The sequence below is a fragment of the Streptomyces sp. NPDC087844 genome, assembly GCF_044742785.1.
In the GTDB taxonomy this organism is placed as follows: domain Bacteria; phylum Actinomycetota; class Actinomycetes; order Streptomycetales; family Streptomycetaceae; genus Streptomyces.
Window position 1 is genome coordinate 24,360 of record NZ_JBIUVD010000033.1, and the last position, 15,444, is coordinate 39,803.

The following is a 15,444-nucleotide window of genomic DNA, read 5'->3' on the forward strand; positions in this document are numbered from 1 at the left end:
AAGCGAACGCTTGATCACGGAACTCCCAATGCGAACGGTTGCTTGAGCTGGGTCCGTCAGTTCGAGGACGGCGGAAGCGTAGCCCTTTCGAAGAAATTAGCCCAATCGAGCCCCAACGGGGGTGAACTTTGGTAAAAGACCCACTCGGCTGGCGTCGGGTGTTGTAAAGCGAATTCCGCCCGATCAGGCGTTCGGATGGCGCCCGCGCTCAAGCGACCCCAGCCGTCGGTCCAGTGCCATCGAGAGCTCCGCCTCCACCACGCTCTTCGCCAGGGGGCGCAGGCGCCGGAGGTCTTCCGGGGTGCGGTCGGCGGTGAGGACCAGGTCGGTGAACAACTCCGCCAGGGCGTCGGCGTGTTCGCGTACGCGGTGGGCGGCGGAGAGGATGTCCGCGAGCGGGATGCCCTCGTGGACGAGCGCCGCCGAGGTCTCCAGGAGCCGGCGGCTGATGTGGACGATGTCCGTGCCGTCGGTGGCGAGGTAGCCGAGGTCCAGGGACGCGGCGAGGTTCTCCGGGGTGGCCTGGCCCGCGAAGACGTCGGCCAGTTCCTCGGGGGAGAGGCGGACCGGGATCTCCTCGGTGGGTGCGCCGAGCCCCAGCAGTTCACCCACGTCGCGGCCGTGGTCGAACGCCTCGGCCAGCTCCGCGATGCCGTTGAGGGTGTGGCCGCGCTCCAGGAGGGCGGCGATCGTACGCAGCCGGGCGAGGTGGTCCTCGTCGTACCAGGCGATGCGGCCTTCGCGGCGCGGGGGCGGTATCAGCTTCCGCTCCCGGTAGAAGCGCAGGGTGCGCACGGTGATGCCGGCCTTCTGGGCCAGCTCCTCCATTCGGTACTCCCGCTTGTCCGCCACATCGGCACCCTATGTCGTACCGCCGGTACCCGCGGCGGAGCCGCTGATGTAAACGTCGTGCGCGCAACCCCTACCCATGAGTACGGAGCTGTTCTACCCTCCCATTGCGCCAGTGTTCACTGGCGCGGTCATATGCGGCATGGACGCGGCATGGAGGCATCGGGATGACCGAGCACGAACATGTACGGGTGGCGGTGATCGGCTCCGGTTTCGGAGGGCTGGGAGCCGCCGTGCGGTTGCGCCGCGAGGGCGTCACCGACTTCGTCGTCCTGGAGCGGGCCGGCAGCGTGGGCGGGACCTGGCGGGACAACAGCTATCCCGGCTGCGCCTGTGACGTCCCGTCTCACCTCTACTCGTTCTCCTTCGCGCCCAACCCCGACTGGCCGCGCACCTTCTCCGGGCAGGCACACATCCGTGCCTATCTGGAGCACGTCGCCGATGTCTTCGGGCTGCGGCCCCATCTGCGCCTCGACACCGAGGTGAAGCTGATGACGTGGGACGGCGAGCGACTGCGCTGGGTGATCGAGACCAGCAGCGGGACCCTCACCGCCGACCTCGTCGTGTCCGCCACCGGCCCGCTCTCCGACCCCAAGGTGCCGGACGTCCCCGGGCTCGACACCTTCCCCGGCAAGGTCTTCCACTCGGCCCGCTGGGACCACGACTACGACCTGCGCGGCAAGCGGGTCGCGATGATCGGCACCGGGGCCTCGGCCATCCAGATCGTGCCGGCGATCCAGCCCGAGGTCGCGAAGCTCACCCTCTTCCAGCGCACCCCGCCCTGGGTGATGCCGCGCATGGACCGGGCCGTCAGCGGCGCCGAGCGCCTGCTGCACCGGACGCTGCCCGTCACGGCCCGGCTGCGGCGCGGGCTCCTGTGGGGCATCCGGGAGTTGCAGGTCCAGGCGTTCACCAAGCGTCCCGACGAGCTGGGCCTGGTCGAGCAGATCGCCAAACGGAACATGTTCCGCGCCATCAAGGACCCGGAACTCAGGGCCAAGCTGACCCCGTCCTACCGCATCGGCTGCAAGCGCATCCTCCTGTCCAGCACGTACTACCCGGCCCTCGCGAAGCCCAATGTGGACGTGGTCGCCAGCGGACTGCGCGAGATCCGCGGCTCCACCGTCGTCGCCGCCGACGGCAGCGAGGCCGAGGTCGACGCGATCGTCTTCGGTACGGGGTTCCACGTCACCGACATGCCCATCGCCGACCGGGTCGTCGGCGCGGACGGCAGGACGCTCGCCGAGACGTGGTCGGCGTCCGGCATGAGGTCGCTGCGGGGCGCGACCGCCGCCGGGTTCCCCAACTGGATGACGATCATCGGGCCCAACACGGGCCTCGGGAACTCCAGCATGATCCTGATGATCGAGTCCCAGCTGAACTACCTGGCTGACTACGTACGGCAGTTGACTGTACTTTCCGGGGGGAGCCCCCCCGGACCCCCCGTGCTCGGCGGCCGGGCCGCCCTCGACGCGCGACCCGGTGCGGTCGACGCCTGGAACGACCGCGTCCAGAAGCGCATGGAACGCACGGTCTGGTCCACCGGCGGCTGCACCAGCTGGTACCTCGACGAGAACGGCGTCAACACGACCGTCTGGCCGGGCACCACCACGGAGTTCCGCGGCGCGACCAGGCGCGTGGACCTCGCCGAGTACGACCTGATCCGCCCACCGGCGCCGTCACCGACACCGGCGCCCACCCCCGAATCCGTGACGGCGGCGGCCCAGGAACCGGCATCGGTCGCGCCCTCCGCCCGTCGTTCCAAGAAGAAGGCCGAGGCAGAAGCATGAGCCGACCGACGCGCGAGATATCCGGTCCCTACGCGCCGCCCGTCCCCGCGCGCGAGCTGACGGCGGTCTCCGCCGACGGGGCAAGGCTGCACGTCGAGGTGCACGGAGCCGTGGACGACCCGGCCGCCCCCGCGGTGGTGCTCGCGCACGGCTGGACGTGCTCGACCGCCTTCTGGGCGGCGCAGATACGGGAACTCGCCGCCGACCACCGGGTGATCGTCTACGACCAGCGGGGACACGGGCGCAGCCCCGCGAGTCCCGCGTGCAGCACGGACGGGCTCGCCGACGACCTGGAGGCGGTGCTCGCCGCCACCCTCGCGCCGGGTGAGAAGGCGATTCTCGTCGGGCACTCCATGGGCGGCATGACACTGATCGCCGCGTCCGAACGGGCCGGGTTCCGGGAGCACGCCGCCGCCGTACTCCTGTGCAGCACGGGCAGTGCACGGCTGGTCGCCGAGTCGCTCCTCCTGCCGATGCGGGCCGGCCGGCCGCGTACCTGGCTGACGAAACAGATCCTCGGGTCGCGGGCACCGCTCGGACCGGTCACACCGCTCGCCCGGCGGATCCTCAAGTACGGGACGATGGGGCCCGGTTCGGCGCCGGCCATGGTCGAGGCGTGCGCGCGGATCGTGCACGCGTGTCCCCGGCAGGTGCGGTACTCCTGGTCGAAGGTGCTCGATCTGCTCGATCTCGACCACGCGGTACGGGAGTTGCGCGTCCCCACCGAGGTCGTCGTCGGTACGGCGGACCGGCTGACGCCCGCCGTGCACGCGCGCTCCCTGGTCGCCGCGCTGCCTCACTGCGTCGGCTCCACCGAGCTGCCCGGCATCGGGCACATGACCCCCATCGAGGCGCCCGACCTGGTCACCACCCGGATACGGGCACTCGTCGCCACCTACGCAGTGATCAAGGAGGGCGCATGAGCAAGGTCGGTCTGCAAGGACAGGTCGCCGTCGTGACGGGGGCCGCGCGGGGCGTCGGGGAACTCCTCGCCCGCAAGCTCTCGGCCCGCGGCGCCACCGTCGCGCTCGTCGGTCTGGAGCCCGAGGAACTGAAGGGTGTCTCCGAGCGGCTGCACGGCGAGAGCGGGTACTGGCACGCCGACGTCACCGACCACGAGGCGATGGCGGAGGTCGCGCGGGAGGTGAAGGCGCGGTTCGGGAAGGTCGACATCGTCGTCGCCAACGCCGGTGTCGCCAACGGCGGCCCGTTCGTCGACTCCGACCCGGTCGCCTGGCGGCGGGTCATCGAGGTGAACCTCATCGGGTCGGCCGTCACCGCCCGGGCCTTCCTGCCCGTCCTCATGGAGAGCCGCGGCTATCTGCTCCAGGTCGCCTCGCTCGCCGCGATCACCCCCGCGCCGATGATGAGCGCGTACTGCGCGTCCAAGTCGGGCGTCGAGGCGTTCGCGCACAGCCTGCGGGCCGAGGTCGGCTACAAGGGCGTACGCGTCGGGGTCGGGTACCTCTCCTGGACCGACACCGACATGGTGCGCGGGGCCGACCAGGACGATGTCATGCGGGAGTTGCGCCAGCGGCTGCCGTGGCCCGCCAACAAGACGTACCCGCTGGGGCCGGCCGTCGACCGGATCGTGGCCGGGATCGAGCGGAGGTCCAGCCACGTGTACGGGCAGTGGTGGCTGCGGGGGATGCAGGGGGTACGGGGATACCTTCCCGCGCTCATCGGGACGGTCGGGCAGCGGGAGATGCGGCGGTTCGCACCGCGGCTGGGGAGTGTCGGGACGGGGCTCGTCGGTGCGGGTGGGGAGGCTGACGAGACGGGTCGGAACACGGTGGGTCACCGACCGTGACTGACCGAAATGCGCGGGATGTCCGGGCGTGTCACGCTGGTCGAGGCCCGATCCCCTCACCCAAAAACGGGAGTGAACCTCATGGCCATGAAGGACCAGTTCCAGGACAGGACCGAAGAGCTTCAGCGCAACGCCAAGCAGAAGCTCGGCGAGCGTCGTGACCAGGCGGGCGAGCGTGGGCAGCAGATGCCCGAGCGTGAGCGGCCCGCCGAGCGTGAGCGTCCGGACCGCGAGCGGCCCGACCGTGAGCGTCCGGAGCGGCGTTCGCCCGAAGGTGCGCGGGAGCGGCTCGGCGAGTTCGACGTCTGAGACGTCTCAGACGTCCGACTTGTCTGAGCTGACGCTCTGTTCGGCCTTCGGCGGTCTTGGCCGGAATTGACGTGGGGTGCCCTCTTCTCTGGGGCGCCCCACGTTTTTACGTCGTCCGCGGGTGCGTCGTGGTCGGTCGCGCAGTTCCCCGCGCCCCTAAAAGCGAAAAGATTGCGCCGTTCCCCGCGCCCCTTGAGGGGCGCGGGCGGCTGCGGTGCGTTGTTGGGTGGTAGTGGAACGGTCAGTGGGTCCGTCGGGGTGGCAGAGGGGGGCGGGATCTGTCGGGGAGGGCGGTGTAGAGGGGTGGTGTGGCCGCCGGGTGGAGGGCCAGCAGGTCCAGGGCCAGCCGGACCGCGTCGTCCAGCTGGGCATGCCGCCCCTCCGCCCAGTCCAGCGGCGTACGCGGGACCTCCAGGTCCGGAGCGACCCCATGGTTCTCCACGGCCCACCCGTACGCGTCGAACCACGCCGCGTTCATCGGAACAGTGATGACCGACCCGTCACCCAGCTCATGGCGCCCGGTCATCCCGACCACCCCGCCCCACGTGCGCTGCCCCACCACCGGCCCCAGTTTCAGCAGTTTGAAGGCCGCCGTGATCATGTCCCCGTCCGAGGAGGTCATCTCGTCGGCCAGGGCCACCACGGGCCCGCGCGGGGCGTTGGACGTGTACGACACCGGCCGCGCGTTACGGGTCAGGTCCCAGCCCATGATCGTACGGGTGAGTTTCTCGATGACCAGCTCGCTGATGTGGCCGCCCGCGTTGCCGCGTACGTCGACGATGAGGGCGGGCCGCGACACCTCCATCCGCAGGTCGCGGTTGAACTGGGCCCAGCCCGAGCCGCCCATGTCGGGGATGTGCAGGTAACCGCACCGGCCACCGCTCAACTCGCGTACCACTTCCCGGCGTTTGGCCACCCAGTCCTGGTAGCGCAACGGGCGCTCGTCGACGAGGGGGACCACCGCCACCCGGCGCGAACACCCTGCGCCCCCCGAGCCCTCCGCCGGAGTGAACGTCAGCTCCACCGTCGTACCGCCCGCCCCCGCGAGCAGCGGGAACGGACCGGTGACCGGGTCCACCGGCCGGCCGTCCACATGCGTCAGCCGCGCGCCCTCGCGGATGCCCGTACCGGCCAGCGGGGAACGCGCCTTGGAGTCGGAGGAGTCACCGGACAGGATGCGCTTGACGACCCAGTTGCCGTCCCTGCACACGAAGTTGGCGCCCAGCAGCCCTTGGGGCCGCTGATAGTGCGGCGGCCCTTCGTTGCGCCGCGCGGCGACCACGTACGCGTGCGAGGTGCCCAGTTCGCCCAGTACCTCGCGGAGCAGGTCCGCGAACTCGTCGGGGGACGCGACCCGTTCGACCAGCGGACGGTACTGGTCGAGCACGCCCTGCCAGTCGATGCCGCACATGCCGGGTTCCCAGAAGTACGCGTGGATGAGACGGCCCGCCTCGGCGTACGCCTGGCGCCATTCCGCGGCCGGGTCGGCCTCGTGCAGGATGCGGCGCAGGTCGATCCAGACGGTCGTGTCGCTGTCGCCCGGCTCGGTGGACGGGACGGCCCGCAGCTCCCCCTCGTCGACCACGACGAGCCGGCTGCCGTCGCCGCTGGGCGCGAACCAGTCGAGGTGCTCGACCAGTTCGGACTTCTTCGCCTTGGAGAGGTTGAAGTACTCCAGGGTCGGCCGGCCGCTGGTGTCGTCCGGGTTCGCGAACGTCTCGCCCAGCGCCCCCGAGATCGGCCAGCGCAGCCAGACGAGTCCGCCGCCCGCGACCGGGTACAGCGCCGAGTACTTGGAGGCCGTGACCGGGAACGGCGTCACCCGGCTCTCCAGGCCCTCGGTCTCGACGGTCACCGTGCCGGCCACCGCACCCCCGTCCCCGCCGCCACCCCCGCCTCCCTCGTCGTCCAGGCCGCCGGCCGCCGGGCGGCCCTCGGGGGTGAGTGCGAACGGGGACGGGGTCGCCGAGGACAGCGGTACGAGGTACGGGCGGCAGCCCAGCGGGAAGGAGAGGTCGCCGGTGTGGACGTCGTACACCGGGTCGAAGCCGCGCCAGGAGAGGAAGGCGAGGAAGCGGCCGTCGCGGGTGAAGACCGGGTTCTCGTCCTCGAAGCGGCCGTTGGTGACATCGACGACCGTGCGGGCTCCCGGCCCCCCGACCCGCGCCAGCTTGATCTGGCGGAGCGTGCGGCCGATTCCTGGATGCGACCAGGTCAGCCAGGTTCCGTCGGGGGAGAAGGCGAGGTCGCGCACGGGCCCGTTGACGGACCGGACGAGTTCCGTGACCGCACCGGTTCCGTCCGCCTCATCCTCCTCGGCCGAACCGGCTGCTTCGCCCGCCCCGTCTGTCTTGCCCGTCCCGTCTGCCTCGCCAGTCCCGCCCGTCCCGCCCTCCTCGTCCACGGTGATCAGCAGCAGTCGGCCGTCGTGCGAGGCGATCGCGAGCCGTTCGCCGCCGGGGTCGGAGACGAGCTCCTGGACGCGGCCCAGTTTCCCGGCGGCCAGCCGGCGGGGCTCGCGTGTGCCCGTCGCGCGGGGCAGATACGCGATCTCGACGGCGTCCTCGCCCTCCGCGTCGGTCACGTACGCCACCTGCCCGCCGGAACCGAGCATCTCCGGCAGCCGGACGCGGACGCCCGGGGTGTCGGCGATGGTGCGGGCCGGGCCGTCGCGGTGCGTGAGCCAGTACAGGCTGCCGCGGACGACGACCGCGCCGGCCCGGCCCGTCTCGTCCACGGAGATCCCGTCGACGTGCTGGGCGGCCGGCACCTGGTAGGGGCGGCGTCCCGCGCGCGGCCCACCGAGCCGGACGTCGAGGCGGCGGGGCCGGGCGTCCGCGGCCAGATCGTCGACGATCCACACATCGCCCGCGCACTGGTAGACGACCCGGGTTCCGTCGCTCGACGCGTGCCGGGCGTAGAAGGCGTCGTGGTCGGTGTGGCGCCGCAGGCCGGAACCGTCGTGCAGGCACGAGTACAGGTTGCCGACGCCCTCGTGGTCGGAGAGGAAGGCGATCCGGTCGCCGACGAACATCGGCGAGTCCAGATGCCCGTCGAGGTCGGCGAGGACGCGCTGCCCGTGCAGCCAGAGCCGCCCGGTGGCGCCGCCGCGGTAGCGCTTCCAGGCGGCGGGCTCGTGCGGGGGCGTACCGGTGAGGAGCAGCGTCCTGCGTTCGCCGTCGAAGTCCGCGACGGCGATGTCGGAGACCGGGCCCCAGGGGAGTTTGCGGCCGGGGCCGCCGCCGACCGGCACGCTGTAGGCCCAGGTGAAGTAGGAGAAGGGCTCGCCGTGAGAGGCGACGGCAAGGATGTCGCAGTCGCCCTCCGTGCCGGGGGGAGACCAGCCGCAGACCCGGGTGTCGGCGTTGCCCCAGTAGGTGAGCCGCCGGGCCGGGCCGCCCTCGACCGGGGCCAGCTGGATCTCCGGCACGAGACTGCGCCAGGTCGTGTAGGCGAGGTGCCGCCCGTCGGGCGAGAAGCGCGGGTGGCTCACCTTGGTCCGGTCGACGGTCACCCGCCAGGCGCGGCCGGGCCCGTCGAGGGGGGCCAACCAGAGGTCGTCCTCGGCCACGAAGCAGAGCCGGTCCCCGCTGAGATGCGGGAACCGCAGGTAGGAGGGGGAGCCGCTGACGACCCCGGCCCCGGCCCCGGCCGCGTACTCGTGCTCGTGCTCGTTCCCGTTCTGGTTCCCGTTCCCGTTCCCGTTCCCGTACCCGTACCCGTTCTCGTTCGCGTCGCTCACCCACCCATGCTTTTCCGGTGGGCGGGACCCGGCAACTCGTGGTCGCGGTAAGCGCGTGACCCACCACACGTACGAAACGGTTTCGTTTCGTTGACGCGCAGGGTATCTTCAAAGGAGTACGAGACGGTTTCGTTCGAGCGGAAGCGGTGAATGGAATGGCTGAGACAGCAACGACGCGTCGCAGCCGGCTCACGCCCGAGCGCGAGGCCGAACTGTACGAGGCCGTGCTCGACCTGCTCCGGGAGGTCGGTTACGACTCCCTTACCATGGACGCCGTGGCGGCCCGCACCCGGTCGAGCAAAGCCACCCTCTACCGCCAGTGGGGCGGCAAGGCCGAACTGGTGGCCAGGTCGGTCCGGCATCACAAACCGGTCGGCATCGCCAGCGTGGACACCGGTTCCCTGCGGGGCGACCTTCACGCGATGATCACCCGCCAGGACGACTGCGAGATGGAGCAGAACTCCTCCCTCATGCGCGCCCTGAGTACGGCGGTCCACTCGAACCCCGATCTGCTGGCCGCCCTGCGGGAATGGCTGGTCGAACCGGAACTGCAAGAGATGCGCCAAGTGGTGCAGCGTGCCGTCGACCGCGGCGAGGTCCGTGCCGACAACCCCGCGATCGGCTATCTGCTGCACATGATCATCGGCTCCTTCGCAGCCCGGACGATGATCGACAACGAGCCACCGACGCAGGCCTTCCTCTCCGCGTACATGGACGCGGTGGTCATCCCCGCCCTCGTCGCCTGACCCTGCTTCTTCTGGGGGGCAGGCGGTGGTGACCGGCTTCCCCTTCGCCGGCCGGTCCCGCGGCCCGTGTCGAGCAGCTCGTTCGCCTGCCTCGTACACGCACCGCTAGCGTGCCGTGTATGACGACGAGCGCCACTGACGGCACTGACGGCACTGACAACATTGACGGCACTGACGACATCGACGGCACTGAAGAGTACGGAGCCCATCCCCGTTTCGCCGAGGCCGTGCGGCAGTTGGGTCTCGACGACCTGCTTCCGCGAATTCGCCGCTTCCCGGAGGCGACCCGCACCGCCGCCGAGGCCGCCGCGGCCCTCGGCTGCGAACTCAGCGAGATCTGCAAGTCCTTGATCTTCGCGGCGGACGGCGTCCCGGTCCTGGTCCTCATGGACGGCTCGTCCCGCGTGGACCTCGAACTCGTCCAGCACGCGCTGGGCGCCGAGAAGGTCACCCGGGCCAGGGCGGATCTCGTACGGGAGACGACCGGGTACGCGATCGGCGGCGTGCCTCCCTTCGGGCACCGCAGCAAGACGCGTGTCCTGGCCGACCGTTCGCTGCTGGGCCACGACCTCGTGTGGGCCGCGGCGGGCACGCCGTACACCGTCTTCCCGATGGCTCCGAGGACGCTCATCGACCACGCAGGCGGCACCCTGGTGGACGTTCGGGAGCACTCCGCGTGACCCCGCTGGTCACCGCGGCCGTCCTGGTCGCGGCGGTCACACATGCCGGCTGGAACGCGATAGCCCACCAGATCACCGACAAGCTGGTGGGGTTCACGCTGATAGCGGGCGGGGGAGCGCTCATCGGCCTGGCCATGGTGCCGTTCGTGCCGTTCCCCGAGCCGGAGGCCTGGCCTTATCTGCTCGCCTCGGCGGTCATCCACGTCGCGTACTACGTATTGCTGATGCGGTCCTTCCGGCTGGGCGACTTCGGCCAGGCGTACCCCATCGCGCGCGGCACCGCGCCTCTGGTGGTCGCCCTGCTCGCGGCCCTCTTCGCGCACGAGGTGCCCGACGGCTGGGCTGCCGCGGGCATCGCCGTGTCGTGCGCGGGACTGACCGGAGTCGCACTGTGGGGCCTGCGCGGGAGCCGGCCGAACTGGGCGGCGATCGTCGCGGCGCTCGCGACCGGCCTGACCATCGCGGCGTACACGGTCGTGGACGGCCTGGGCGTACGCGCCTCGGGCTCATCCCTCGCCTACATCGCCTGGCTGATGGCGGTGGAGGGCGTGGTGGTCCCGGCGTACGCGCTGTACCGCTGGCGCGGCCGACTCCTCGCCGTACTACGTCCGTTCGCTGTGGTGGGCCTCCTCGGCGCCGCAATGTCCGTCGCCGCGTACGGCCTGGTCCTGTGGGCCCAGACCCGAGCGGAACTGGCCCCGGTCGCGGCCCTGCGCGAGTCGTCGGTCAAGTCTTGCTCATGCGGTAATAGCTTCACTGGTCAAGGGCTGGGCACATGGTCGTCCGACTACAGCAGTGCGCTTAGCTGCTGACGCGGGTGTTATCACCGGGCCAGGATGGGCGGGAGGGAAGGCTCGGGTTCGCCTGGAACGTCTAGTGGGTCTCACACTGCGGGAAAATCTATGCTTCGGACAGCTCGCCGACGTCACCAAGCCCAAATTGCTCACAGCGTTTCGCAGCTGAGTGTCTAAACCCACCCCCTGCTTCGGCAACTGGAGTCCGTCCATGGTCTGCATGCGGCGGACGCTGCTGTGGGTTTCGATGTATCCGACGACTCCTCCCTGCACATAAGATAGCCGCCTCCCTCGTTCCCTATCAGTGACGTGGAACTAAACATCCCGCCCCAAGGAGAGAGTAGCGAATCCAGCGGTACCTGATACTAGAATCCGCGGCTTCGATTTGGCACTCGCAAAGAATGGCAATATCTTCTTGACTGGCGCCACCGTAACAAGCTTTTCCATCACCTGACCGGACCAGAAATCGAAGAGCGAAAGCATCGAATCTACGCCGACAGTAACCAAAAACTCTCGACCAGCCCCGGAAGGCACAGTTGCTATCGTGCGCACTGCACCGACATCCAACTCCCAATAACAGCTCCCATTATCTAGATCCCAAAAAGTGATTTTGCTAGACCCGTAAGGGTTCGCCATTGTGGCAAGCATCGTCCTCCCTGTGCTGTCAGAGACCCTCGCCATGACGCCAATCGGCCCGGTAGCGAAAGTTTTTACCAGTATCCCCTTATCTACATTCCAGATGTGTATCGACGCATTCTTCGAAGGGGGGTCAGAAATAGCAAGAAGATGACCTTGATCCTCGAACCTTCCGAGGTCGCAGAACGAACCTGCTATCACGCCTTGGCATCGATGAAGAAGTTCGCCTGAATCCGGCTCCCATATGGCTACCTCCCCGCCAAATTCTTCACAGATTGCGGCGATCTTGGGAGAGTCACTACTTATAGATTGCAGCTGCCGTATTCTGCCGCAAGGCATACGACGCAATCTCCTGTCCGAGGCCGGATCCCAGATCTCCACGCACCGCTCCGCTAAAGATCCAGCCCCATAGAATGGATACGTCGCAAGGTATTCCTTGGTTCCTGTATTGAAGGCACACATATCCGCGACGGGGCCAGTCGAAAGCCTTGTGTGCAGATTGCCGCTATTGGAATCACGCACTTCCACAGTGCCGGGCCACGATTGAGAGTCAACGAAGACAAGGTCCTTAACGGTTGCAAGACTGGGCCAGCTAGTGGAGCTTTTCCCTTCGCTTTTCGCCGTTTCCGCTGACCGCCAATAGGCCCATTCCGGATGGATCCAGCCAGCTAGTGGAGGTGGAGAGCCGCCAAGAGCGGCCAGATGGAAAGCGTGGCTTCCTCTCTTTGACACGACGTCTATTCCGGAAAGATGCTTTTCTATTCGAGACCATGCCCATAGGGAGCGGTTCTTTGGTGTCGGATTTTGACCTGCCAAGTGAGACCCAATGGAGTGGCTGGTTTCCCATTCAAGGAAAGCGATGGGGACATGCGTATCATCCAAAACGTCACCCCGAGCTGCATGTTCAACGAGATAACGTCTAATGTAGGGATGGGGAGCGTATGGGAGATGTTTTCGCACGAGATCCCCCAGGGCGGCCGTAATTATTTCTTGAATAATGGCTTCTCTATGCTTATAGCTCTGATTCTCGCTCTCATTGAAGGGCCACGGGTACGTTGCCTCCCTTAGTTCTTCGGTGACTCTTTCATGAGTAGGACGATAAACGATTCGCTCATCTGAAATGTCAGTCGCTAGGTATCCTGAGAGGCGACTTGAACGTAGCGTTCGGAGTGCTTGGTCAGCTTCGTTCGATGCGTTTGGGTGGATCGCCTTATACACTGCTGGCCAAACGTCAGACCAGGGCAATCCATCACCACACGAGAAAGCCAGTGCTTGCATAGCTGCCAACAAATCCGTAGAGGGGATATTGGCGTTCTCGGCAACCTCCTCTATGTCTGAATACAAGAGAGATACCGTGCCGTCCTGAAGCGTGGCGAGCCATTCCTCGTCCTGTACGTCTTGAATAGTGAGACGCTTCCGAGCCCTATCGGCGGCAAGCCGCGCATTAAGAAAAGATGGCGCAACTTTCTGTGCGATAGCTGTCGCTACCTCGTAAGAAGCGGACCGATTTCCTTTGTAAGGGGACACCCCGTCTTCCACCTCCATTAGTAAGCGAAGCACGTAACTTTGAATATCTGAAAGACTTTCCTCCCCATCAGTGCGAAGAGCTAGGACGGGAATTTCGTCCCAACTAATGATTGTGTCTTCGTTGACTGCAATGGAAATGACGGTATCGTCTGCTTCGAGCGCATTAAGTGGCCTCTCTGGCGGCAGATTAATTGCTAGAATCAGATCTTCGACTGCATTCTTGTCCTGCACTTCTCCATCCGAGGATCCCCTCCACCTAGGGCTTCTTACGCCCAGGAGTACTCGGACGTTCTGTTTTTCACCGTTACTACGACGCACCAAAGGAACCAATAGATCGGTAACCAGACTTTCTGGATCTACTGCTTCGTCTACTCCATCGATCGCGATGGTAACTGGACGATTTAGGTGCTCTTCAGCGTATCTGACATAATCCTCAAGCGTTGTTGGAGTCGGTTTATGATCGACTCCAATAATGGATCGCAAGGCATCACGAATCTCTGCCGTGGCTATTGCCGATGTCTTATTCCTTGCCAGCACGGCTACATCAATTTCAGGGTAACGGGGCGCTGAGTTGACAGAAAAGAGCCTGCCGGCTTCGCTACTTACGTAACGGTTACCGTGAACTACAAGTTGAGCAAGGATGGCAGACTTTCCGGAGCCAGCTTCGCCAGTAACGACGCAAATTCCTTCTCCTGAATTGAGGAATTTTTTTGCACGCTCGATGAGTCCTTCTCGGCCCGTGAAGTACCAATTTGAGTCATCATCGCCGGTACTGCCGGATGCGCGGGAAACCCAATAACTCGGAGCTGTGCGCTGTGTGTCAATCCGTTTTTTTGGTGATGTAGAAGATTCGCGAGCAGAGACACGACGTGACCAATATCCCAAGTTAGGCAAACAAGGTGTGGGTTTATCGTTTCGACTTCGAGGCCAAACCCAATTTACAGCGATTAGATCCCTGCGCTCCGACGCGATATCGCGGAGTATGTACTCCAATTCCTGAAAGGAAATATTTTGGGTGGCGAAGCCGCTTGCCTCATCAGAGATGCGCTTTAAGGCTAGCTGAATAACTTCGGTGAATTCCCCTACCCTTGGCTTATCGGTAAAGTCTCCGCTTGTTACAACTGCCAGGGTTTCCAAACCGCGACGATCGCTCGACAGATCTTGCAGGTGTGATGCTAGTTCTATGTCTAGTGTGCCTGCGTAGCAGGAGTCAACAATAATCAGGACATGTTCGGCTTCAGAGTCCAGGATAGCCCCTACCAGTTCAGCGGTGGGGAAAGCCGTGGAAAGCATCTTTGACTCATCGGATTTAGGTAGAAGGAGGAAATGCCGGTTTGCTATTCCTCGTTTTCCATGGCCGGTAACATATACAACAAGTACGTCCTCGGGCTGGCACTCGTAGAGGCCTTCTGTTTCGACGAATGAACGTATATCTTTCTTGGCTTCTAGGGTGATCGGTTTATGCACCTCGAATCTACTTTCGGGATCGATGGATTCACTTGCGAACCACCCTTCAATGGATTTGACCTGGTTATCAATTGCATCCTTGAAACTTTGCGTTTCGTCGCAATAATCGCGAACAGCGATACACACCAGACGTCGACGCAGAGGGCCTTGAACGGGAATCTGACCGTTCAGCACTGTCAGAGCCCAGCGTGCGAAGTTAGGAGCGAGCCCATGACTGGCTGTCGAAGATATTGAACAGCTGCATGTGGATCCTTCAAACCGTTTCTCACGCGCACGTTTTGAACATTATCCACTTGCAACCCTTGCCCTCCTGTTACTGCGTCAGCTGAATCATAGATGTTATGCCAAAGGCCGTTGGTGTTGAGGATTTCAGTGCCGTGACCCAGCATCCTTAGTACCGTGGGCCATGAAAGCGGGGAACCGAAAGTTACGATGCATTGGCGGTTTTCCTCTATGCTTGCGGCAGGGAAGAGCTCTCCACGCTGTAGCATATCGTAGGCAATTACGCTCCCCAGCGAGTGGGCCAGAACGAACCTAGTATTGGACTTCATTGAGTCGGCTACGACATCGCGTATAGCCTTCGAAAGGTCTTCATCGGACAGATAGCGATGGACTTGTCTAAGGATATATAGCAGGTACTTTCCAGCATTCCTTCCAAATCTCCGGTCGATGCGGACCAAAAGGCGCCCGATTTTTCCTGGGACTGCAGGAAGTCCCAGTTCCCTAGCTGAGGATTCGTCCTCATCTACTCCCTGCAAAGTGCCGGAATCCAGAACCTCTTCGATGAACTGCTCTTCAGAAGGTGATAGTGGGGCCACTTCCTCCTGTGTGTGTCCGAGCCGACCATCACTTGGGTTAAATAGGTTTCCATAGAAAGCTACGCTTAGGCTCGTTAGTGAATTGGGCCCGCCTGCGAGTGTCATACTGCGTTGCGCCGCCAAAAGCCAGGATTCTTCGAGCGCTGAAGCTGTCTTCTTGTGTTGGCCAATTCCGTGGATGCCCAATACCGAAGCACGCATAGGTTGATCTTCCCTCCCATTCAGGTAGATGATGCCGCATCCTGCTCTCTCATGTCTTGCACTCTGGCCCTCAAC

General features: G+C 65.2%; 11 protein-coding genes. 7 read left to right on the forward strand and 4 right to left on the reverse strand.

The window, feature by feature from the left end; genetic code table 11:
* Positions 1-183: 183 nt before the first annotated feature.
* Positions 184-828, reverse strand: a complete 645-nt coding sequence (locus ACIOKD_RS39195) for a MerR family transcriptional regulator (protein ID WP_402093118.1) — start codon at positions 826-828, stop codon at positions 184-186.
* A gap of 188 nt (positions 829-1,016) precedes the next feature.
* On the opposite strand from ACIOKD_RS39195, the gene ACIOKD_RS39200 reads away from it, so the two are divergent.
* The 4 genes from ACIOKD_RS39200 to ACIOKD_RS39215 all read left to right on the forward strand — a co-directional run bounded on the left by ACIOKD_RS39200 (position 1,017) and on the right by ACIOKD_RS39215 (position 4,758).
* A complete protein-coding gene (locus ACIOKD_RS39200) occupies positions 1,017-2,639 on the forward strand; it encodes a flavin-containing monooxygenase (protein ID WP_402093069.1) in 1,623 nt (540 codons plus the stop codon).
* A complete protein-coding gene (locus tag ACIOKD_RS39205) occupies positions 2,636-3,562 on the forward strand; it encodes an alpha/beta fold hydrolase (protein ID WP_402093070.1) in 927 nt (308 codons plus the stop codon). Before ACIOKD_RS39200 ends, ACIOKD_RS39205 begins: the two co-directional genes overlap by 4 nt.
* Positions 3,559-4,449 (forward strand): SDR family oxidoreductase, encoded by an 891-nt coding sequence (locus ACIOKD_RS39210; protein ID WP_402093071.1) that lies wholly within the window; start codon positions 3,559-3,561, stop codon positions 4,447-4,449. The genes ACIOKD_RS39205 and ACIOKD_RS39210 overlap by 4 nt, the downstream gene beginning before the upstream one ends.
* Before the next feature lie 81 nt (positions 4,450-4,530).
* Positions 4,531-4,758: a hypothetical protein gene (locus tag ACIOKD_RS39215; RefSeq protein WP_402093072.1), complete on the forward strand. Its 228-nt coding sequence runs from the start codon at positions 4,531-4,533 to the stop codon at positions 4,756-4,758.
* A 241-nt stretch (positions 4,759-4,999) separates the two neighbouring features.
* Here ACIOKD_RS39215 and ACIOKD_RS39220 read toward each other — a convergent pair whose 3' ends face one another.
* The gene (locus ACIOKD_RS39220) at positions 5,000-8,368 is read right to left on the reverse strand and encodes a S41 family peptidase (protein ID WP_402093119.1); all 3,369 of its coding nucleotides are present in this window, start codon (positions 8,366-8,368) and stop codon (positions 5,000-5,002) included.
* A 287-nt stretch (positions 8,369-8,655) separates the two neighbouring features.
* Between ACIOKD_RS39220 and ACIOKD_RS39225 the strand changes: the two genes are divergently transcribed.
* The 3 genes from ACIOKD_RS39225 (at position 8,656) to ACIOKD_RS39235 (ending at position 10,738) form a co-directional block, all read left to right on the forward strand.
* Complete coding sequence (locus ACIOKD_RS39225; RefSeq protein ID WP_402093074.1) at positions 8,656-9,246, forward strand: TetR/AcrR family transcriptional regulator; 591 nt, start codon at positions 8,656-8,658, stop codon at positions 9,244-9,246.
* A gap of 119 nt (positions 9,247-9,365) precedes the next feature.
* Positions 9,366-9,926 (forward strand): YbaK/EbsC family protein, encoded by a 561-nt coding sequence (locus ACIOKD_RS39230; RefSeq protein WP_402093076.1) that lies wholly within the window; start codon positions 9,366-9,368, stop codon positions 9,924-9,926.
* The gene (locus ACIOKD_RS39235) at positions 9,923-10,738 is read left to right on the forward strand and encodes an EamA family transporter (protein ID WP_402093078.1); all 816 of its coding nucleotides are present in this window, start codon (positions 9,923-9,925) and stop codon (positions 10,736-10,738) included. Before ACIOKD_RS39230 ends, ACIOKD_RS39235 begins: the two co-directional genes overlap by 4 nt.
* Positions 10,739-11,035: 297 nt before the next feature.
* Here the strand turns inward: ACIOKD_RS39235 and ACIOKD_RS39240 are convergent, their stop codons facing one another.
* Positions 11,036-14,524, reverse strand: coding sequence for a hypothetical protein (locus ACIOKD_RS39240; RefSeq protein WP_402093079.1), 3,489 nt, complete (start codon positions 14,522-14,524; stop codon positions 11,036-11,038).
* 2 nt (positions 14,525-14,526) lie between these two features.
* Positions 14,527-15,369, reverse strand: a complete 843-nt coding sequence (locus ACIOKD_RS39245; RefSeq protein WP_402093080.1) for a hypothetical protein — start codon at positions 15,367-15,369, stop codon at positions 14,527-14,529.
* Between the last annotated feature and the right edge of the window lie 75 nt (positions 15,370-15,444).

What these genes read in the sequence shown, in the direction of transcription:
- ACIOKD_RS39195 (WP_402093118.1), bottom strand. Translation starts at nt 828, where the DNA reads ATGGAGGAGCTGGCCCAGAAGGCCGGCATCACCGTGCGCACCCTGCGC.
- ACIOKD_RS39200 (WP_402093069.1), top strand. Translation starts at nt 1,017, where the DNA reads ATGACCGAGCACGAACATGTACGGGTGGCGGTGATCGGCTCCGGTTTC.
- ACIOKD_RS39205 (WP_402093070.1), top strand. Translation starts at nt 2,636, where the DNA reads ATGAGCCGACCGACGCGCGAGATATCCGGTCCCTACGCGCCGCCCGTC.
- ACIOKD_RS39210 (WP_402093071.1), top strand. Translation starts at nt 3,559, where the DNA reads ATGAGCAAGGTCGGTCTGCAAGGACAGGTCGCCGTCGTGACGGGGGCC.
- ACIOKD_RS39215 (WP_402093072.1), top strand. Translation starts at nt 4,531, where the DNA reads ATGGCCATGAAGGACCAGTTCCAGGACAGGACCGAAGAGCTTCAGCGC.
- ACIOKD_RS39225 (WP_402093074.1), top strand. Translation starts at nt 8,656, where the DNA reads ATGGCTGAGACAGCAACGACGCGTCGCAGCCGGCTCACGCCCGAGCGC.
- ACIOKD_RS39230 (WP_402093076.1), top strand. Translation starts at nt 9,366, where the DNA reads ATGACGACGAGCGCCACTGACGGCACTGACGGCACTGACAACATTGAC.
- ACIOKD_RS39245 (WP_402093080.1), bottom strand. Translation starts at nt 15,369, where the DNA reads ATGCGTGCTTCGGTATTGGGCATCCACGGAATTGGCCAACACAAGAAG.